Source organism: Bradyrhizobium sp. SZCCHNR1051 (genome assembly GCF_032489615.1).
GTDB lineage: Bacteria > Pseudomonadota > Alphaproteobacteria > Rhizobiales > Xanthobacteraceae > Bradyrhizobium.
In genome coordinates, this window is sequence record NZ_JAUEYJ010000010.1 from 91,041 (window position 1) to 110,439 (window position 19,399).

At 65.9% G+C, this 19,399-nt stretch carries 23 protein-coding genes and 2 tRNA genes; 11 read left to right on the plus strand and 14 right to left on the minus strand.

The features are described from left to right. The first annotated feature begins 35 nt into the window (after positions 1 to 35). The 3 genes from QW868_RS14130 to QW868_RS14140 are packed head-to-tail and all read left to right on the plus strand — an operon-like array spanning position 36 to position 3,036. A complete protein-coding gene (locus QW868_RS14130) occupies positions 36 to 1,115 on the plus strand; it encodes an efflux RND transporter periplasmic adaptor subunit (protein WP_315772151.1) in 1,080 nt (359 codons plus the stop codon). After that, the gene (locus QW868_RS14135) at positions 1,112 to 2,347 is read left to right on the plus strand and encodes an ABC transporter permease (RefSeq protein ID WP_316230787.1); all 1,236 of its coding nucleotides are present in this window, start codon (positions 1,112 to 1,114) and stop codon (positions 2,345 to 2,347) included. The genes QW868_RS14130 and QW868_RS14135 overlap by 4 nt, the downstream gene beginning before the upstream one ends. Continuing rightward, positions 2,344 to 3,036, plus strand: a complete 693-nt coding sequence (locus QW868_RS14140; RefSeq protein WP_315785289.1) for an ABC transporter ATP-binding protein — start codon at positions 2,344 to 2,346, stop codon at positions 3,034 to 3,036. The genes QW868_RS14135 and QW868_RS14140 overlap by 4 nt, the downstream gene beginning before the upstream one ends. 303 nt (positions 3,037 to 3,339) lie before the next feature. Here QW868_RS14140 and QW868_RS14145 read toward each other — a convergent pair. The 3 genes from QW868_RS14145 to QW868_RS14155 form a co-directional block, all read right to left on the minus strand. Continuing rightward, positions 3,340 to 3,416: transfer RNA gene (locus QW868_RS14145), tRNA-Pro, on the minus strand. A 161-nt stretch (positions 3,417 to 3,577) separates the two neighbouring features. Then, positions 3,578 to 4,231, minus strand: coding sequence for a cold-shock protein (locus QW868_RS14150; protein ID WP_315737862.1), 654 nt, complete (start codon positions 4,229 to 4,231; stop codon positions 3,578 to 3,580). Positions 4,232 to 4,431: 200 nt separating this feature from the next. Beyond that, complete coding sequence (locus QW868_RS14155; protein ID WP_316230788.1) at positions 4,432 to 5,193, minus strand: SIR2 family NAD-dependent protein deacylase; 762 nt, start codon at positions 5,191 to 5,193, stop codon at positions 4,432 to 4,434. Between the two features lie 373 nt (positions 5,194 to 5,566). On the opposite strand from QW868_RS14155, the gene QW868_RS14160 reads away from it, so the two are divergent. Then, entirely contained in the window at positions 5,567 to 5,731 is a 165-nt protein-coding gene (locus QW868_RS14160) for a hypothetical protein (protein WP_315737860.1), read from the plus strand. A gap of 62 nt (positions 5,732 to 5,793) precedes the next feature. Here QW868_RS14160 and QW868_RS14165 read toward each other — a convergent pair whose 3' ends face one another. Then, positions 5,794 to 6,078 (minus strand): hypothetical protein, encoded by a 285-nt coding sequence (locus QW868_RS14165; protein ID WP_315737859.1) that lies wholly within the window; start codon positions 6,076 to 6,078, stop codon positions 5,794 to 5,796. Positions 6,079 to 6,209: 131 nt separating this feature from the next. Between QW868_RS14165 and QW868_RS14170 the strand changes: the two genes are divergently transcribed. Further along, entirely contained in the window at positions 6,210 to 6,335 is a 126-nt protein-coding gene (locus QW868_RS14170) for a hypothetical protein (protein WP_315737858.1), read from the plus strand. Between the two features lie 467 nt (positions 6,336 to 6,802). Here QW868_RS14170 and QW868_RS14175 read toward each other — a convergent pair whose 3' ends face one another. Continuing rightward, the gene (locus QW868_RS14175) at positions 6,803 to 7,105 is read right to left on the minus strand and encodes an HU family DNA-binding protein (RefSeq protein WP_172109121.1); all 303 of its coding nucleotides are present in this window, start codon (positions 7,103 to 7,105) and stop codon (positions 6,803 to 6,805) included. 591 nt (positions 7,106 to 7,696) lie between these two features. Between QW868_RS14175 and QW868_RS14180 the strand changes: the two genes are divergently transcribed. Continuing rightward, on the plus strand, positions 7,697 to 8,149 hold the full coding sequence (locus QW868_RS14180; RefSeq protein ID WP_316230789.1) for a VOC family protein: 453 nt from the start codon (positions 7,697 to 7,699) through the stop codon (positions 8,147 to 8,149). Between the two features lie 267 nt (positions 8,150 to 8,416). Continuing rightward, entirely contained in the window at positions 8,417 to 9,058 is a 642-nt protein-coding gene (locus QW868_RS14185; protein WP_316230790.1) for a glutathione S-transferase family protein, read from the plus strand. 5 nt (positions 9,059 to 9,063) lie between these two features. Here QW868_RS14185 and QW868_RS14190 read toward each other — a convergent pair whose 3' ends face one another. From QW868_RS14190 to QW868_RS14205, 4 genes are all read right to left on the minus strand, one after another. Further along, positions 9,064 to 9,333, minus strand: a complete 270-nt coding sequence (locus QW868_RS14190; RefSeq protein WP_315785283.1) for a porin — start codon at positions 9,331 to 9,333, stop codon at positions 9,064 to 9,066. A gap of 43 nt (positions 9,334 to 9,376) precedes the next feature. Beyond that, positions 9,377 to 9,634: a PilZ domain-containing protein gene (locus QW868_RS14195; protein WP_315712079.1), complete on the minus strand. Its 258-nt coding sequence runs from the start codon at positions 9,632 to 9,634 to the stop codon at positions 9,377 to 9,379. 168 nt (positions 9,635 to 9,802) lie between these two features. Next, positions 9,803 to 9,877, minus strand: a tRNA-Glu gene (locus tag QW868_RS14200). Between the two features lie 215 nt (positions 9,878 to 10,092). Further along, positions 10,093 to 10,425: a Rieske 2Fe-2S domain-containing protein gene (locus QW868_RS14205; RefSeq protein WP_315772165.1), complete on the minus strand. Its 333-nt coding sequence runs from the start codon at positions 10,423 to 10,425 to the stop codon at positions 10,093 to 10,095. A gap of 198 nt (positions 10,426 to 10,623) precedes the next feature. On the opposite strand from QW868_RS14205, the gene QW868_RS14210 reads away from it, so the two are divergent. Next, entirely contained in the window at positions 10,624 to 11,376 is a 753-nt protein-coding gene (locus QW868_RS14210) for a hypothetical protein (RefSeq protein WP_315737853.1), read from the plus strand. Between the two features lie 278 nt (positions 11,377 to 11,654). Here the strand turns inward: QW868_RS14210 and QW868_RS14215 are convergent, their stop codons facing one another. From QW868_RS14215 to QW868_RS14230, 4 genes are all read right to left on the minus strand, one after another. Next, positions 11,655 to 11,780, minus strand: a complete 126-nt coding sequence (locus QW868_RS14215) for a hypothetical protein (RefSeq protein ID WP_315737852.1) — start codon at positions 11,778 to 11,780, stop codon at positions 11,655 to 11,657. Between the two features lie 172 nt (positions 11,781 to 11,952). Next, a complete protein-coding gene (locus QW868_RS14220; RefSeq protein ID WP_315774681.1) occupies positions 11,953 to 12,531 on the minus strand; it encodes a hemerythrin domain-containing protein in 579 nt (192 codons plus the stop codon). Positions 12,532 to 12,671: 140 nt separating this feature from the next. After that, a complete protein-coding gene (gene hemA, locus QW868_RS14225; RefSeq protein WP_315772169.1) occupies positions 12,672 to 13,901 on the minus strand; it encodes a 5-aminolevulinate synthase in 1,230 nt (409 codons plus the stop codon). Positions 13,902 to 14,086: 185 nt separating this feature from the next. Then, a complete protein-coding gene (locus QW868_RS14230; RefSeq protein ID WP_315797362.1) occupies positions 14,087 to 15,235 on the minus strand; it encodes a PLP-dependent cysteine synthase family protein in 1,149 nt (382 codons plus the stop codon). A gap of 778 nt (positions 15,236 to 16,013) precedes the next feature. Here QW868_RS14230 and QW868_RS14235 point away from each other — a divergent pair. The 3 genes from QW868_RS14235 to QW868_RS14245 all read left to right on the plus strand — a co-directional run bounded on the left by QW868_RS14235 (position 16,014) and on the right by QW868_RS14245 (position 19,075). Further along, complete coding sequence (locus QW868_RS14235) at positions 16,014 to 17,042, plus strand: PrsW family intramembrane metalloprotease (RefSeq protein WP_315737848.1); 1,029 nt, start codon at positions 16,014 to 16,016, stop codon at positions 17,040 to 17,042. Between the two features lie 129 nt (positions 17,043 to 17,171). Next, positions 17,172 to 17,759, plus strand: coding sequence for an HdeD family acid-resistance protein (locus tag QW868_RS14240; protein ID WP_315811086.1), 588 nt, complete (start codon positions 17,172 to 17,174; stop codon positions 17,757 to 17,759). Positions 17,760 to 17,989: 230 nt separating this feature from the next. After that, positions 17,990 to 19,075, plus strand: coding sequence for a 3-deoxy-7-phosphoheptulonate synthase (locus QW868_RS14245; protein ID WP_316230791.1), 1,086 nt, complete (start codon positions 17,990 to 17,992; stop codon positions 19,073 to 19,075). Positions 19,076 to 19,123: 48 nt separating this feature from the next. Here QW868_RS14245 and QW868_RS14250 read toward each other — a convergent pair whose 3' ends face one another. After that, positions 19,124 to 19,381, minus strand: coding sequence for a hypothetical protein (locus tag QW868_RS14250; RefSeq protein ID WP_315737845.1), 258 nt, complete (start codon positions 19,379 to 19,381; stop codon positions 19,124 to 19,126). Between the last annotated feature and the right edge of the window lie 18 nt (positions 19,382 to 19,399).

The window sequence follows — 19,399 nt, forward strand, 5'->3', positions numbered from 1 at the left end:
CTTTCTCCCGTCGCAGGGTCCGTTCGATCATGGACATGCTGACGCCGGACCAATCCAATGCCATTGCTGCCACGCCGGCCATCGATCGCGGCCGGCGTCGTTTTCCGTGGCGCGGCCTGCTCTCGATCATCCTGCTGTTCGGCGCACTGGCTGGGTTTGCCGTATGGTGGATGCGTGGACCGCTCATCGCGACCGCCCGCATCACTCGCGGCACGGCGGCCGAGATCGTCTATGCAACCGGCGCGGTGGAGCCGGAGACGTGGTCGCGGAGCACGCCGCTGGTTCGCGGCCGCATCGTCGAGCGCTGCCGCTGCGAGGGCAAGCTGGTCAAGGCCGGCGACGTGCTGGCGCGGCTCGACGACAAGGAGGCGCTGGCCACCTTGAACGATCTGCGCGCACAGGAGGAATTCCAGCGCCTCGAATTCGAGCGGCAGACGCAGCTACTGGCGCGCGGCGCGGCCACCTCGCAAGCGTACCAGCGCTCCGAAAGCGATCTCGCCCGCATCCGCGCCCAGATCGCGGCCCAGACCCAGCGCCTCGACTACTTCAAGCTGGTGGCGCCGATGGACGGCGTCGTCCTCAAGGAGGACGGCGAGGTCGGCGACATGGTCGATCCCGGCACCATCCTCTACCGCGTCGGCCTGGAGAAGCCGCTCTGGGTCGTCGCCGACGTCAACGAAGAGGACATCCCCCGTGTCCAGGTCGGCCAGAAGGCGCTGCTGCGCGCCGATGCGTTCGGCAACCAGGCGCTGCCCGGGACGGTGAAGCAGATCACGCCGGCGGGCGATCCCGTGGCGAAGACGTTCCGCGTGCGGATCGGCTTGCCCGACAACACGCCGCTGCGCGTCGGCATGAGCGTCGAGGCCAACATCGTCAGCCGCGAGACGGCCGACACGCTGCTCGCGCCGGCCAATGCCGTCGTCAACAACAGCCTCATGGTGATCGAAGGCGGCCGTGTGCATCGGCGCGCGGTGCGGATCGGCATCCGCGGCTCCGCGGCGGTCGAGATCCTCGACGGCGCCCGCGAAGGCGAGCTGGTCGCGGCGCCCGCGACCGCCGACATCAAGGACGGCGAGCGGATCCGCGTGATCGAGCCCGAGACGTCCGCGCCATGAGCCTCGTCCTGACCATCGCCTGGACCCATGTGCGCCATCGCGCCCGGCAGACGCTGGTCGCGATCGCCGGCGTCATGACCGGCGTGGCGTTTTCGGTGATGATGGCGGCGATGATGGAGGGCTCCCAGGACGACTTCATCCGCACGCTGGTCGACGCGCTGCCGCACATTTCGATCACCGACGAGCTGCGCCAGCCGACCCGCCAGCCGGCCGACCAGGTCTATGCGGCGGCCGAATTCCACCGGTTGACCCCGAACGTCCGCCGCCCCGGCATCAAGAACCCGATGGCCACCATTGCCTCGCTGCAGGGCTGGGTGCCGGGCGCGCTGACGGCGTCGGTGCAGTCAAAGGCCGTGCTGCGCTTCGCCGGCCGCAACCTGACGGTCGCGATCATCGGCATCGATCCGCGCACGGAGGGCCAAGTCTCGACGCTGCCGAGCCACATGCGGCAGGGCAATCTCAATTCGCTGTACCGGTCCTCGCACGCGATCCTGCTCGGCGACCGGCTCGCGGCCAAGATCGGCGCGCGAGTGAACTCCAACATCACGCTCGCCTCGGCCCAGGGCATCAGCATGAACGCGACCGTCGCCGGCACCTTCCATTCCGGCTTCCGCGGCACCGACGAGACCACCGGCTACGTGCTGCTGCGCACCGCGCAGATCCTGGAGCGCCAGACCGGGATCATCAACGAGATCCGCGTCCGCACCAACGATCCGATGCAGGCGCGCCTGATCAGCGAGCGCATCGGCGAGCAGACCGGCTACAAGGCGGTCTCCTGGCAGGAGGCGCAGGAGGATCTGCTGGCGGCGATCACGCTGCGCAACGTGCTGATGTACACCATCGTCGGCGCCATCCTGCTGGTCGCGAGCTTCGGCACCTACAACATCATCTCGACCATCACCCACGAGAAGACCCGCGACATCGCCATCCTCAAGTCGCTCGGCTTCCGCGACCGCACGGTCCGCGCCATCTTCATCGTCGAGGCGCTGTTCATCGGCCTCACCGGTGCCGCCCTCGGCTGGGCGCTCGGCTACCTGCTTACCCGCGGGCTCGCCTCGCTCGAGTTCAAGACGCCGTTCTCCGACTACAATCATCTGCCCGTGCTGTATTCGCTGAAGCACTATCTGCTGGCGGGCGCGGTCGCGCTGGTCTCCAGCGCCGTCGCCGGCTACTTTCCGGCCCGGGCCGCGGCGCGGTTGCATCCGGTCGACATCATCCGGGGCGCGACGTGAGCCCGCCCCTGATCGAGGCGCGGCAAGTGACCAAGGTGCTGCCCGGCGAGGTGCCGGTGACGCTGGTCGCCGACATCGATCTCGTGATCCATCCGCGCGAGCTCATCGCCATCACCGGACCGTCGGGCTCGGGAAAATCCTCCCTGCTCTATCTGCTTGGCCTGCTCGACCTGCCGAGCCAGGGGGACGTGCTGATCGACGGCCGCTCGACGACGGGCATGAACGAGGATGAGCGCGCCGAGGTGCGGCTGTCGCGGCTCGGCTTCGTCTTCCAGTTTCATTTCCTGCTGCCGGAATTCTCGATCACCGAGAACGTCGCGCTGCCGATGCGCGCGCTGGCCCGGCTGTCGCCGCGCGCCGTCACCCAGCGCGCCGAGGAGCTGCTGGCGTCGCTCGGCCTCGCCGATCATCTGCGCAAGACGCCGGACAAATTGTCCGGCGGCCAGCGGCAGCGCGTGGCGGTGGCGCGCGCGCTCGCCAACGATCCGCCGGTGATCCTCGCCGATGAGCCGACCGGCAGCCTCGACACCGCCGCGACCGCGCAGGTGTTCGGCATCCTGCGCGATCTCGTCACGCTGCGCGGCAAGACCGTCGTCGCGGTCACGCACGATCTCAACCTCGCCGCTCAGATGCACCGGCGCGTGCACATCATCGACGGCCGGCTGGCGCAGGACGAGCTGGCGCGCTGATCCGCCCGCCGCGACCTCGGGCACGGCCGAGGGCCTCCTGCGCCTGATTTGATTTAGCGCAAAGACGCGAGATTTCGATTCAGAGGATGCTGACGACCAGCGGATGTTCCTTCCCCGGATTCACCCGCACACTTCGGATGCTCCCGGGTTTTGCCGCTGCGGGAGCATCCGAATTTTTTTATCGGCCCAGCCGCGCTCGCTCGGCGGATTGACCGCTGGCGGCCTGGCCGAAATCTTTCTCGCTATCGTGAGTATCGCGCCAGCTATCAGGCCTCGCCCGAGAAAGCCGCGCCGCTGCGGAGATGGTCGGGGCAGCTGGATTCGAACCAACGACCTGCAGTACCCAAAACTGCCGCGCTACCAGGCTGCGCTATACCCCGATGTTCTCAAGGACCATTGTCCTAGAGGACCCGTCACTACACGGTCGCGGCCTCCGCAGCAAGACCGCGGCCCGGTCCGTGAAGAGGGGCCGACATGAAAACGGCCCCAGGAAGCGCCGTTCCGGGGGCCGTCAAATACCGTGGTCGCAGGAAGCATCCGCTCAGTGCGAGGACAATGCCGGCGAGCCCGTCTCGGGGTGGATCTCGGCCGCCATCATGCCCTTGGAGCCGGGCCCGTAGCGGACCAGCACCCATTGGCCGGGGCGCAGCTCGGTCATGCCGTAGCGGCGCAGGGTCTCCATGTGGACGAAAATGTCCGGGCTCCCTTCCCCGCAGGTCACGAAGCCAAAGCCGCGCAGCCGGTTGAACCACTTGACCTGGGCTCGCTCCAGCCCGCTGGTCGGCGTCACCGTCACATGGGTCCGCGGCGGCAGCATCTGCGCCGGATGGATCGCCGTCGACTCGTCCATCGAGACGATGCGGAACGCCTGGTAGCCCTTGGAGCGCTGCACGCACTCCACCACCAGGCGAGCACCTTCATAGGCGGTCTGGTAGCCGTCGCGCCTGAGCACCGTGACGTGCAGCAGCACGTCCGGCCAGCCATTGTCGGGAACGATGAAACCGTATCCCTTCGAGGCGTCGAACCATTTGATGACACCGCTGATTTCGACGAGGTTCTCGCCAAGACCGGTCATCGCATCGATTGCCGAGTCGCGCGCGACGCCGGTTTGATATTCCGCCCCGAGCCGGGTTGGTGTCGATACACCAACGACCGGCATCCCAAGCTTCTTGGACTCAAATCCGTCCGACCCCATAACCCCGGACCTCACATATGAATTGTGAGCCGCCACCCCTGCAACGGCGCCCTCATACACGCGCTCACCACCTATACCCACGATGAGTCACGCGAATCTCTCGAATCAAAGATAACATTCCCTCGTGCCGCGCATAGATAAAAATCGGTTTCAGTGAGGCATATGAACAGAGATGCCGACAAAAATGCATCAATTTCCGTTCAATTACGGACGAACGATCCGAGTACTTCGCCGATGTCGTGGTGGATAACAAGGTCTGCAACGTCGTCCTGATCGGTCGGTTCCCGGTTGATGATCACGAGTTGCGCGCCAGCCCGCTTTGCCATCAATGGAAAGCCCGCGGCCGGCCACACAACCAGCGATGAGCCGATCGCGACGAACAGATCGCAGTGCTGCGCGAGTTCGGTGGCACGCTGCATTTCATGCTCGGGCATCGACTGACCAAAGGATACCGTCGCCGTCTTCACCGGCTCCGCGCATTCGGGACAATCCGGCGCGGCACCGTCGGCCTCGAAGCGCTCGCGTACCCAGTTGAGCTCATAGCGCTGCCCGCATCCGATGCATCGCGCGTAGGTGATGTTGCCGTGCAGTTCGATGACGTGATCCGGGGCGAAACCGGAGTCCTGGTGCAGGTTGTCGATGTTCTGAGTGATGACGGCCGGAATTTTCCCCGCACGGTAGAGCGACGAAAGCGCCAGGTGGCCGCGGCCGGGCCGCGCCGCGGCAAACGTCTCCTGCATCGCGAAGCGCCGCCGCCAAGCCTCGTCCCGCGCCTCCTGGCTAGCGACGAATTCGTCGAAATGGATCGGCCGGTTGCGCGTCCATAGACCGCCGGGAGAACGGAAATCCGGAATGCCCGTCTCGGTCGATAGTCCAGCGCCGGTGAAGGGCACGATCGCACGCGCCGCAGCGATCATGTCTCCCAGGCGATTCACCCCGTCGTGCAGATCGGATGCAATCATCAGCGGCTGCCCCGAACCATGAGACCTCGCATCATCATTGTCCTCCCTTCATAGCACGGCAAGCTGGCTCCCGCCTCCAAGCGTGTCCGGCCCGGCTGCGTCGTCGTGCCACTCCGTATCCACCGGAACCGGCCGTGAACGACGCGGCCACAAGCAAAACGAGTCGGATTGTTCCGTGTCTACCTGAAGACGTTGGCGCCGCTCGCCTCCCGCGGTCTGTCCCCGGCAAAACGCGCGGGCCGCCTGCAGCCGGACCGTGCGTCCGCAATCACGCCTCAATCGGACATCCACATCGCGCCAGCGATTCGCCAGGAAGTTTGTCACGCGTCTCACGGCGAGGCTCGCCGGATAGCAACCGGAGCAGAGAGGATCCGTGAGGCAGAACGAGACGCAGGACGACCGCCGCGCGAAGGAGCGCGCCGACATCACCGCAAGGATTGCACGGTTCAAGTCGACCCAGGAGAAGTTCGCGCGCGAACGCGAGGAATATGCCCGCTCGGCGTGGAAGAAGGCGCAGCGCGGCGAGGCCGCGGAATAGCAGGGATGAAACGAGAGCCCGGAGGCTTTCGCCATCCGGGCTCTCCTTCTCACGACTGACGTCTACCAGTGATGACGCCAGTGGTGGTAGCGATGATAGTACGGTCCGCCGTAATAGGCATACGGGCCGGGCGCGTAGACGTAACGCGGGCCGTAGTCATAGTAGTCGTAGCCCGGACCATAATAATAGGGATGCGACGCCGCGATCGCGCCGGCGGTCAGCGCGCCCGCCGCGAGGCCGAATGCGAGACCCGGACCAAGACCGCGCGCCTGTGCCGGCGCGGGTGCCGCCAATGCGGTGACGGCGACGGCACCCGCGGTCGCCAGAACTGCCAATGCCTTTCTCATGATCGTTGTCCTCCAATTCCGATGCGTCCAAACAACGCAGATGCGGGGGAATTGGTTGCAGGCTAGTCGCCCCCGCGCGCGGCGGAACGGTAACGCTAGTCATGCGTTCACCCCTCTAGGGGGAGTCCGCGATGGCATCCTGGCTGGAACTTCTATTCAACATCATCGGCTATGGCGGCTTCGTCGTGCTTGCGTTCCTTCATCCCGGGACCGAGGCGGCCGGTACGGAAGACGGAGCGGATCTGGACCGCGACTGACGCCGAGCCGCGTGGCGATCACGCCGGAGGCTCATCCACAATCGATCCAACGCCTGTCCACAGCTCCCAGCCTGTGTCTTTTGGCTCCCGGATCAACGGCTTGCTGCGCAATATCCACCAGCTTGTCCCCAGCGCGCGCGACGACGCTGCCCGCTCGGGCGGAGGCCGCACTGGCCGGTCAAACTTCCCGGAAAAGCCCTTGAACCTTCCTGCGGCACACCGAGACAGATCAGTACTGGGGATTTCAGGGCCCAGTGTTCGAGGGTGGCGCCACGCGACGAAGATATTCCGTCGCGCTGGCGCTGCTGTCGTTTTCCGCTCTCCCCGCGCGAGACTTCGCGATCCGCGCCGGCGGCGCTTCGGCGAACGCAACACTCAGGCCCGCTGCAGCCTACACATTCCGCAACGAAAGAGGCCCCCTTCTCAGGGGGCCTCTGACGTGATTACGACCGTGACTGACGGTCAGATCAGGCAACCGCGTCCTTGGCGGCCTTGACCGGGCGCGCGCGCACGATCTTGCGGGCCGGCTTGGCCTTGAACATCATCTCTTCGCCGGTGAAGGGGTTGGTGCCCTTGCGCGCCTTCACGGCGGGTTTCTTGACCACGACGAACTTGGCGAAGCCCGGCACCAGGAACACGCCGTTCTTCTTCAGCTCCTTGTGGCCGACGTCGGTGAGCGTCTCCATGACGTTCTTGACGTCGCGCTTGGACAGCTCGGTCGAGGTCGCAATCTTCTCGATCAGCTGCGACTTGGAAAGTTGGGTAGCCATCGTATCTCCTTGTGATTGGTACCGGTGAATGACGTGACGACTGCGCGGCTATCAGCGCATTGCTGCGCAGACTGGTCGGGGCTTTCTGGCTGCATTGCACAGCCGGGACTTCAGTCGTCTGGTGGCGTATCACCCCGCGATTTTTCGGGATTCTCCTGCATTTCAAGGGGCCCCGAAGCACCCACAGCGGCGCCAAAATTCCAACGGAGCGCGCAGAAGTCAAGCTGCGATGGCGATCGAACGGAGCATGCGATTCATTTTCCCCTATATTTCCAGGCATTTTCGATGGTCCTGCGTGATTTTGGCCTCACATTGCAGGCGAAACACGCTGAAATCCCTGCATGCGGTCGCATCGCGCCCGTTCATCCCTGCCCCGAATCACCGCCAAAACAGCGATTCGCTGGCATACGGAGAGGCTCTCGCAACACCGCGCAGCCCCGTCGAATGCGTCGCCGCGCGCACTGCACATCCGCGCGAGCCGGCATCGCCGCAGCATCAGGCTCGATACACGGGCGCACGAATTGCTGCTATGGATCGGCGTCAGCAGGCGGCCGTTGACCACCCGCTTCGAGTTCAGGGAGAGAAGAAACGATGCGTTATCTCCACACCATGCTGCGCGTGCGCAATCTCGACGCCGCGCTCAAATTCTATTCCGATGCGCTCGGCCTCAAGGAGGTGCGCCGGATCGACAACGACAAGGGTCGCTTCACACTGATGTTTCTCTGCGCACCCGAAGATGAACACCTGCTGAAGAGCCTGCCGTCGACGCGCGGCGCCCCGCTGGTCGAGCTCACCTACAATTGGGACGAGGAGAGCTATGGCGAGGACCGCTTCTTCGGCCATCTCGCCTATGAGGTCGACGACATCTACGCCACCTGCGACCGGCTGATGAAGCTCGGCATTACCATCAACCGGCCGCCGCGCGACGGCAACATGGCCTTCATCCGCTCGCCCGATCTGCACTCGATCGAGCTGTTGCAGAAGGGCGAGCCGAAGGCGCCGGCCGAGCCCTGGCTGTCGATGCCGAACACCGGACATTGGTGAGCCGTTCGCACTCGTCCACCTGCCGGAACATCGAGGCCATCCTCGCGTTGTCGCTCCGATTGATGGAGAGGATTCGAGGAGGCCGAGATGGGTCGAGGAATTCTACTGTGGTTGTTGGGCGTGCCGATTCCGGTGATCATTCTGCTGTGGCTGTTCTTCGGCCACTGATCGCCGCGAACGACGCGTTCGACGGAAAAGCCCCGCTTCGAGCGGGGCTTTTTGCGTAACATGCGCTAGCAATGCCGCTCGCCCAGACAGGAGCCGGACGTGTCCGCCGACGACAGACTGACGATCTGGGGCCGCCCCAATTCGGTGAACGTGCAGAAGGTGCTGTGGTGTCTCGCCGAGCTCGATGTCGCTTATGACCGTATCGACGCGGGCATGCAGTTCGGCCGCAACAACGAAGCGGACTATCTCGCGATGAATCCGAACGGCCGCATCCCGACGCTGGTCGAGGGCGATTTCGTGCTGTGGGAGAGCAACGCGATCATGCGCTATCTCTGCCTCGCCCATGGCGATGGCACGCCGCTTTATCCAACGACGCCGCGGCACCGCGCCGCGGTGGAGCGCTGGCTGGACTGGACGCTGTCGACGGTGCAGCCGATCGAGCGTCCGCTGTTCTGGGGATTGGTGCGAACGCCGCCGGAGCAGCGCGACATGGCCGCCTTGCAGAAGGCGGCCGACGACGCCGCGGCGATGTGGCGCATCCTCGACACGCATCTGGCCACGCGCAGCCATGTCGAGGCCGAGCGCTTCACGCTCGCCGACATCGCGCTCGGCGCCTATGCCCGGCGCTGGTTCGGAGTTGAAGGTGTCGTCAAGCCGGAGCTGCCGAGTCTCGCGCGCTGGTACGGGGAGATCGCGCGACGCCGGGCCTTCATCCGCCACATCGCGCTGCCGCTGTCGTGAGCACCTCAGCGGCTGGCCGACGTGCCCATCTCGACGCGCAAGGCCCCGCCAACCTTCACGCAGGTATCGGTTCCCTCGACGCGTACGAAGTTGGCACCGTAGGACGCGCAGGGATTGTTGCTGGCGGCGCCTGAACGGGGTGCAGCCTTGTTGGGTCCAGCCGCCTTCGGCGCGGGAAGCGATGGCGCAAGAAGCGATGATCCCGGCGAGCCGGCGGTTGCCACGGTCACGGCGGCCAGCGCCGCGATGGCGCCCAGGATGAGAGATCGACACATGCCGCTTGTTAGCGCGTCTGCCGCAGGGATGCGACAACGACGTCTACTTGCCGATGAACTTGACGCCGACCGAGGCGCCGCGGCGCCACACCACCTGGCACTGGCGGCCCGTTCTTGCGTCGCGCGCGAAGGCGAGCCGGATGGTCGCCGGCAGCGCCGCCGCGTCCTGCAGGGTCAGCTTGGCGCCGGCGCTGGAAATGTCCTGAACCAGGCAATGGCGCACGGCGAACCCGCCATCCAGCGTGATCCACGCCGGCTGCTTCATCGATTTGCGGGCTTCCCGCTTCTTGGGCGCGGCCATCATCCTGCTCCTGCTTCGCCCGCTGCAGTACGGCAAGGACCCTAATGGACGGTTGACCGGACCACGTACTCGCCTGCGGTGCATGAGCGCAGACCTCGCGCCGACCGCATCTCGACGCGGACCGTGGATTTCAAGATCGGGGGATGGGTAAGGAAAGCCGGCGCGGAGTGGCGCTCCCTAGCGGAATCGAACCGCTCTCTCCACCGTGAAAGGGTGGCGTCCTAACCGATAGACGAAGGGAGCAATACGCACGATGCCAGAGGGCACGAGGCCCCGGTGCCATCGCCGCTTGCACGTTTCGGTAAAACCTTCAGCAAATCAGTCGCTTGAGGCGGTGACCTGCGAGGTCGGCTGAACCACCGACGGTGATTCCGTGCCGCGCGCCGAACGTATAGAGGCGTTTCGCCGGCCGGGCAAGCCACCCCTCGGCGGTCTTTCCGCGCCTCCTCCGGCCATGCTCAACGCGCCGCAAACAGCGGGGAGATGCCGTCCGTGTCGATGTAGACCACGCCCTCCTCGACCTTGACCGGATATTGCGCCAGCGCGCTCTCCGGCGGGTGGAGCGGCGTACCGGTGAAAGCATCCCACGTCCAATTGTGCACGGGGCAACTGAGGACGCGGCCGTCGAAGCCGGCCTCCTCCATCGGCGCCGCCGTGTGCGGGCAGACGCCCTGGAACGCCTTGAGCTCGCCATCGTCGGGCCAGGCAAGGATGATGAGCTGGGCGTCGGCGATGACGAGGCGCATGCCGCCTTCGTCGATGGTGTCGGCCTTGCAGACGCGGGTGAACATTCGCTGGCCTCGTGCTCCATTGCGACCATCGCAATCGAAGGACCACGAGCAAAACTCGTTCCGCGGACCGCACTGTACCCGCGAGCCCGACAAGACCGTGGCACCCTTCTTGCTGCCTGCCCTGCAGATCTGGTCGAACGAGCCGACGTGTCGCAAAGGCGACAGACCGCTCGGCGGCGAGTTGCGGCGGAGTGCGACATGACCGACATGACCGAGCTGAGAACACGCAAGGAGCCGCTCAATCTCGCCATCGTGCATGTCGATCCCGACGCCTTCATCGCCAACCTCATGGGCTGGCTCGAGATCACCGCCTTCATCAAGGCGCAGCGCGCCGGCGAGGCCACGGTGCCTGCAGACGGCAAGACACCCGCATTGTCGGCGGCGCAATTGCAGAACGGCGGCGTCCACGAGGTCGGCAACGACGCGCTGTTCGCCTTCGCGATGACGGCGTCGCTGAAGGGCGACAAGGCCGCGGTCGACAAGGTCGAGACCGCCTTGCTCGATGGCATGGGCAAGGATTTTCCCGGCTCGTTCGCGCTGTGGCACTTTCGCGCCACGATCGATGCACCGACCACGCTCGACGATTTCGTCGGCCAGGCCGGCAAGAAGATGCTGACGGGCGATCTGCCGCCACCGCCACTGCGCGCCAAGGAATATTGGAGCGCCGGACTGCGCTTCTTCGAGAAGGCGCGCAAGTCGAACTTCGTCCACGAGATCATGTATCCTCTGGCGAAATGGACGCGGGCGCGCTGGACCGAGACGGCGGAGAAAGGCGTCGCCTTTCTGCATCACATCGAGGACAACGTCCCGGTGCTGCGCGAGGTGCTGGAGGAGCCGCGAAACGACCAGGCGTTCATCGCCAATGTCCTGCTGAGGCTCGCGCCCGCGGTCGATATGGAATTGAATGAGGAATATCAGGGGTTCCTGCGCTCGCTGGCGCGGCGCAACTGACGCAAGGGTGCGGTGTCAATTCCAGCTGACCCGCCCACGCAAAAAGGCCGGCGGGCGTTACGCCGCCGGCCTCTTGTCGCGACTGCCGGCTCCGGCCGTCCGGTTCCGTCGCATTCCTGGGGAATATGCGAACAGGGTCGCGCGATCTGGTTAATGACAGGTTAACGCACGTATACCGGAATAACCACGATCCTGAGCTCTACAACCATGATCCCGGGTTTGCGTTCCGGCCATGAAGCAGCGCGAGGACCATCGAGCGGCGAGATCGGACAAGTCCGTCAGCTCAGTTGCAAGGTGCGCTTCGTCTCACGGCGCAGCGCCTGCTCCTGGCAGCCCGACAGCCGGACGAGCTCCTGGGGATACATGTCGTAGCCGTGGCTGCCAAAGGCACTCTGCTGCGCCATCGGGACCTGCGCAGGCGTCCGGGCCGCGTCTGCCCCTCCCCCTGCATTCGACGAACCTCGGACCGGATCGAGCCCAGTGTTCAAAGCGGCCATAGCCAGCTCCGCGAAAGAGTGCCTGCCCCGGCTGGAACTATAGTCCACCAGCCACGGGGCGCAATTGGGCAAAACGCCATCAGCCGGCGGTGGCGCGCGCCTGCTCCGCCTCCTGTTCCCAGCGCAGGATGGTCCGCTCGAGATTGTGGAACTTCTCGGCGACGTCGCCGTCGAACAGCGGGTCCTTGCGGTCGGACATGCGGGCATCGATATCGGCCCAGTCCTCCGCGCTCAGGGTGCGCAGCGCCGCGGGAAACAGCAGGGTCTCCTCCTTGCGCAGATGCTCGCGCTGGCTGTCGATGAACTGGTGCACGGCGGCATGAAAGCTTTCGCGCAGGATCTCCTGGTCCGACAGCACCGCGTTCACGGCGTCGGCAAAGCCGCGCAGCCGCCGCGCCTCGGTCTCGTGCTCGTCGTCGACGTCGCCATAGGCTGCGGCCGCGGCAGGGTCGCGCTCGCGCAGCTTGTCGAAGATCATCTCCTCCTTGGGATGATGACAGCGCTGCGGATAGTCCTCGAAATAGGCGATGATGCTTTGCAGGATGTCGTAGTCCGGCCGCCGATTGTGATCAAACAGCTCCAACTCGTGCTCGAGCACCGACAGAAGCTTCTCGAGATTCTCGTGCTCCTGCAGCAGCGCTTCGATGATCCTAGCCATGGCCGCCCTCGCCTGTGCGCCGGCCGGGCCCTGCCGAACCGGCATTTTCCCTGAACACAAAAGACTACGCCCGCGCGAGCGCGGGCGGCATTGCGGCAGATCAAACTGACTGGCCGATGTGACAGGTCAGCGGGACGGGCTCACTCCGCGGCCAGCGCCTGCGGCGCCCGCGCAAGGCCGAGCCGGTCCCAGACGTCGACCAGCGCCTCGGCCAGGGCGTCGATCAGGCCGTCATCATGGTAGGGCGATGGCGTGATCCGCAGCCGCTCCAGGCCGCGCGGCACGGTCGGATAGTTGATCGGCTGGATGTAGATGCCGTGCTCAGACAAGAGCAGGTCGGACGCCGTCTTGCACTTCTCGGGATCGCCGACATGCACCGGCACGATGTGGGTGTCGGACGGCATGACCGGCAGCCCGGAGGCGTTCAGCACGGCCTTGAGTCGGGCCGCCCGATCCTGGTGCCGGTCACGTTCCCACTGCGAGGTCTTGAGGTGGCGGATCGCGGCGGTCGCGGCGGCGCAGACCGGCGGCGGCAAGGCGGTGGTGAAGATGAAGCCCGGCGCATAGGAGCGGACGGCGTCGATCAGATTGGCATTGGCGGCGATGTAGCCACCGAGGCAGCCATAGGCCTTGGCGAGCGTGCCTTCGAGGATGTCGATGCGGGCCATCGCGCCGTCGCGCTCGGCGATGCCGCCGCCGCGCGGGCCGTACATGCCGACCGCATGGACCTCGTCGACGTAAGTGAGCGCGCCATAACGCTCGGCGAGATCGCAGATCCGGTGCAGGGGCGCGACATCCCCATCCATCGAATACAGGCTCTCGCAGACGATCAGCTTGGGACGGTCGGGATCGGCCGCCCGCAGCAGCTCCTCGAGATGGGCGAGGTCGTTATGCCGCCAGACCTGCTTCTCGCTCCCGGCCTTGCGGACGCCCTCGATCATCGAATTGTGGTTGAGCGCGTCCGACAGTAGCAGGCAGTTCGGCAGCAGTTTTGCGATGGTCGAGATGCCCGTCTCGTTGGAGACGTAGCCCGAGGTGAACACCAGCGCCGCTTCCTTGCCGTGGAGATCGGCAAGCTCGCGCTCGAGCTCGATCAGCGGATGGTTGGTGCCGGCGATGTTGCGGGTGCCGCCGGCGCCGGTGCCCATGCGCGCGGCGACATCGACCATGGCGCCGATCACCTTCGGATGCTGGCCCATGCCGAGATAGTCATTGGAGCACCAGATCACGACGTCCTTCGGCCCCTCCGGCGAATGCCAGATTGCGCGGGGGAAACGGCCGGCGAGGCGCTCCAGATCGGCGAAGACGCGATAGCGCCGTTCCTGGTGCAACTGGTCGAGGGCACGCTCGAAATAGCTGTCGTAGTTCATCACCTGATCCGTCCTTCCCCTGCCCGCGTCCCGAACCTGCGTTCCGGCGCGCCCTTGGAGGCCTGTTCGGGGTCGGACCAAAGCGCAATCCGGCGCGTCCTTCGTTGATCCAGATCAGGGATCGCGCACGATGCCGGGCCTCCGGATGCCGCTCGCCGCGGTCCGCGACGCCCCCCGGGAGGCGTTCAGGCGCGCAGCGGGTTCTCCGCATCGGCAACCTCGAGCCGCAGCGGCGCACCGGTGTCGAGGAAGGCAGACAGAGCTGCCTCGTACGGCGCGGGGTCGAGACCGCGCGCGGAGAGCCATTGCGGCTCGTAATAGGTTTGGCGATAGCGCTCCCCGGAATCGCAGATCAGCGTGACCAGTGAGCCGCTCTGTCCATCCTGCCGCATCTCGGCCGCCAGCCGGCACAGCGCCAGGAAATTGGTCCCGGTCGAGCCGCCGACCGGCCGGCGCAGCCGCCGCGTCAGCACGTTCATCGCCGCGACCGAGGCGGCATCCGGCACCTTCATCATGCGATCCACGACCCCCGGCACGAAGGATGGCTCGCAGCGCGGACGGCCGACGCCCTCGATCAGCGACGGCCGTTCGCACGTCCGGGCGCTGTCGCCGTTGCAGAAGGCGTCAAAGAACGCGGAATGCTCGACATCGGCGACGCACAGCCGCGTCGGGTGGCGGCGGTAGCACAGATAGCGGCCGATCGTCGCCGACGTGCCGCCGGTGCCCGCGCCCATCACGATCCATTCCGGCAGCGGGCAGCGCTCGCCCTGCAGCTGGTTGAAGATCGACTCGGCGATGTTGTTGTTGCCACGCCAATCGGTGGCACGTTCGGCGAACGTGAACTGGTCCATGTAATGGCCGCCGAGCCGGCTCGCGAGCGCAGCCGCCTCGGCATAGAGAAACCGGCCGTCATCGATGAGATGGCAGTTGCCGCCGTAATGCGTGATCGCGGCGATCTTCTCCGCCGAGGTGGTGCGCGGCATTACCGCGTAGAACGGCACGCCGATCATCTGCGCGAAATAGGCTTCCGATACCGCTGTCGACCCGGAGGAGGCCTCGACCACGGGCGTGCCTTCGCGGATGTGGCCGTTGCACAACGCGTAGAGAAACAGCGATCGGGCCAGCCGATGCTTGAGGCTCCCGGTCGGATGGGTCGACTCGTCCTTCAGGTAGATGTCGATGCCCGCGAGCGCGGGCACGATCAGCCGGATCAAGTGCGTGTCGGCGGTCCGGCACTGGTCGGCCTCGATGGCCGCCACGGCGTCGTCGACCCAGCCACGGCGATAGCGTGGACCACGGGCTCTGTCGGAAGCTGACCAAGGCGGCGAATTCATCGCGGCAACCGACCATGATCCCTTCGCCACATCAAGCCCGCCCGGCCGCCCATGCCGAGCAAGCTGGGGGCAAATAGCGGTTCGGCGCCAGCCGCCGAGCCTTGGCGCCGCAACGGAGCGAACGGCTTCGCATTTGCATCAGCGGAAAACGCTCGCATCGCTTGCAACTCATGGAATGCACGCGTGAATTTCGGAAGAATCTTTTGAATGACGGCGGGAATGGTCAAATATTTGCACGCTTTTGCGACCAAGCTGGGCATCATCGAACGGCACGACCGAGTCGAGCCTGCATCACGGGCGACCCACGCCTGCTCCGAGGGGCACCATGAGAGTTCTTTCGATTGTTCTGGTTGCGTGTGCGATCAGTCAGGCCGCTCTCGCTGAAGGTCTGGAATGCCGGCGTGTGGCCGACCCGACGCCGCGCTTGAGCTGCGTGGAAACGCCGACGACCGCCCAGGCGCCAACTACCTCCCGCACCGACGCCTGGACCCCGGTCGAGCCGCGCCAGGAGGCCCCGGTGCGCGGCGGCGAGGCGACGGCGCCGAGAACCTCCCGGCCCCGTTGAGGCCAGCCGGGCGGCAGCCGACCGCGGCTGCACTCGGCCCTGCGGCGGTCTCTCCCCAATCGAGCGCCAGGGCGCGCGGTTCTTTCCCTTGAAGGGCGGCTCATTCTGCCGACATGTAGATCTTGCCGTGCGGCCACGGACCGATGTCAAATCCACCCCCGCGCGGGCGGTGGAGGGCCGGTTCGGCTCCGCCGCATTGGATGATCGGAGACCATGGCTTACTTGCCATCGCAAATGAACCTGCTCGAAGCCCTCGCGACCGTGATCGGTACCGCGGCGATCGCTCCCGCGCTGCTGATCCTCTGGCTGGTGGTCGCCGCCGGTGACAATTCAGGCCCCCCGCTCAAGATCTGGACCGCCTTCCTGCTCGGGGCAGCCAGCGTGCTGCTGCTCGGCATTGTCAGGATGCCGTTCCAGCATGTCGGGCTGACATTGGAGAATCCCTGGATCGCCCAGGCGGTCCGGGCCCTGTTCGGCGTCGCCTTGCCGGAAGAGCTCGCCAAGGTCGCGGTGATCGCCGCGCTATGGTCGCGGCGCCGGCAGGTCGGCAACGCCATGGACACGGTGTTCTATGGCGCGGCCGTAGGCCTCGGCTTTGCTGCCTATGAAAATCTCGCTTACCTCGTCCAGCATGCCGAGATGTGGCGCTCGCTGGCGGTGCTGCGCAGCGTGCTCACCGTGCCGTTTCACGGCGCGCTCGGCATCATTGCCGGTGCCTATCTCGCGATCGCCCGCACCAGTACGGCGCTCGGCGCCAACCGCCACAATCGCGAAGGGGCACGGCTGTCGAGCTGGGCGCTGGTGCTGGCCGCTCCCGTGATGCTGCATGCGGCCTTCGACTATCCATTGCTGTTGCTGCAGCGGGCGTCGACGCTCGACACCGCCGCGCGCCTCTGGCTCGGCGGCGTCAGCGTGCTGATCGGGTTCTCCTCGATCGGCCTGGCCGTTCGACTGGTGCGCCGGGTCGCCCATCACCACACGCCCCGCACCGAGGTGGCGCGAGCAAGACTGAGCCAGCTGCGCAGGATGTGGGCGCTGCTGCTGCTCGGCGGCGCCGCCGGCTTCGTCGGGCTGGGATTCGTGCTGACCTCGATTCGGCATTGGCTGCTCAACCCCGACCGCAACGTCGCCGGCGTTCTGGTTCCGCTGGGCCTCACCGCGATCATCGTCGGGATGGCCCTTCTGATTGTCACGACGACGATCTATGTTTTCGGCCGCAACCGGATGCGGACGACGGCATAATCCCGGCCCCGCCGCGCCATCAGAGCAACGAAACGCGCATCACGCGCTTGTCCCGGCCGTCGTTCCTCACCATCTGCGTGGGAAGGCGGACGCGGCATCCAGCCCGTGACCTTGCCCGGAGTGACGATCATGACCCTTCCGCAGGATACGATTCCGCCCGAGCTCGAGCGCATGAGGTCGCAAATGGGCGCAGCCGTGCGCACGCATTGGAAGGCCTTCCTGATCGAGGGCATCCTGCTCGCCGTGCTCGGCCTGCTTGCGATGATCCTCACCCCGCTGGCAAGCCTTGCGGTCACGATCTTCCTCGGCTGGATGTTCCTGATCTCGGGCATCACGGGGCTCGCGCTCACCTTCTGGGCCCGCGGCATGCCGGGCTTCTGGTGGTCGCTGTTGTCGGCGGTTCTCGCCATCATCGCCGGAATCATTCTGGTGGCGCAGCCGGTTCAAGGGACGGTAACGCTGACCATCGTGATCGGCGTCTATTTCCTCGCCGAGGGCGTCGCCACCATCATGTATGCGCTGGAGCACCGCCGCGAGCTGTCCGGGCGCTGGTCGTGGCTGGCAATCTCGGGCGTGGTCGACATCGCGATCGCCGGCATCATCATTTCGGGGCTACCGGGCACGGCGATGTGGGCCATCGGTCTGCTGGTCGGCATCAACCTGCTGTTCGGCGGGCTGTCGATGATCGGCATGGCGCTCGCCGCGCGCAACGGCTGACGCCGGGGGGCTCGATTTTCGGGATGACAAGCGGCCGCGCGGCCGCTATAGGATGGCCATGATCAACGCCGCCACCAGCTTCTATTGGTACTTTAGCTACGACAGCTCGCTGGCGGCGGGAGGATCGCGCTCAATCTGACACATTGCAGCAAGATATCCGAACGAGCCGCCAGAACCTGGCGGCTTTTTTATTGCCGGCAGGTGCCCATCAAGACACCCAGGAGCCCGCCATGCTGAGCACCACAGACGATCTTCGTATCAAGGAAATCAAGGAATTGAGCCTGCCGGCGGAGGTGATGGGTGAAATCCCCCGCACCCTGACCGCGACCCGAGTGGTGATGGCGGCGCGCAACGCGATCCACGCCATCCTGACCGGCAGCGACGACCGCCTGCTGGTCATCATCGGCCCCTGCTCCATCCACGATCCCGACGCGGCGATCGACTACGCCGGCCGTCTCGCCACCTTGCGCGAGCGCCTCGCCGACCGCCTCGAAATCGTGATGCGGGTCTATTTCGAGAAGCCGCGCACCACCGTTGGCTGGAAAGGCCTGATCAACGATCCCGGCCTGGACAATTCCTTCGACATCAACAAGGGCCTGCGGCTCGCGCGCAGCGTGCTGTCCGCCGTCAACAATCTCGGCCTGCCGGCGGGATGCGAATTCCTCGACATGACGACGCCGCAATACATCGCGGACCTCGTGGCCTGGGCCGCGATCGGCGCGCGCACCACCGAGAGCCAGATCCACCGCGAGCTGGCCTCAGGCCTGTCGTGCCCGGTCGGCTTCAAGAACGGCACCGACGGCAACATCCGCATCGCCGCCGACGCGGTGAAATCGGCCGCTCATCCGCATCATTTCATGGCGGTGACCAAGGGCGGCCGCTCGGGCATCGCGGCGACCACCGGTAACGAGGACTGCCACATCATCCTGCGCGGCGGCAGCGGCCCCAATTACGACGCCGCCCATGTCGAGCAGGCCTCGGCCGAGCTGATCAAGTCCGGACTGCCGGCGCGGCTGATGATCGACACCAGCCACGCCAATTCGAGCAAGAAGCCGGAGAACCAGCCGCTGGTCGCCGCCGACGTCGGACGCCAGCTTGCCGCAGGCGAGCAGCGCATCATGGGCGTGATGATCGAGAGCCATCTCGTGGCGGGTCGGCAGGACGTGAAGCCGGGCGTGGCGCTGACCTACGGCCAGAGCATCACCGACGGCTGTATCGGCTGGGACACGACGGTGGAGGTGCTGGAGCAGCTCGCCGAAGCCGTCGCCGCCCGGCGTGCGGCGCAGCGCAACTCCCCGCGTGAGCGCTCGGCGTAGCACTCACGACCGATGAGCGGCGCGCGTCGGGCGCGCCGCAGGTTGCGCTCAGCAGCCGCGGCAGATGCCCTTGATCTTGCGATCGAGTTCGCGGTCTTCCTTGGTCATGCCGCTGAATGAATTTTCTTCGGCCTGCTCGGCCTTGGGCAAATCGCTCGGGCGGACCTGGCGGTGACCGACCGGCGCCTGCGGCGGCATGCCGCTCTTCGATCCGGTGCCGGCGGATGAGCCGCTGCCGCTCTGCGCCAGCGCGATGCCATCAGTCACGACCATCAGGAGCCCCATCGCGATCGCAAGTCTCTTCATGTTGCTCCTCCGTGTCAG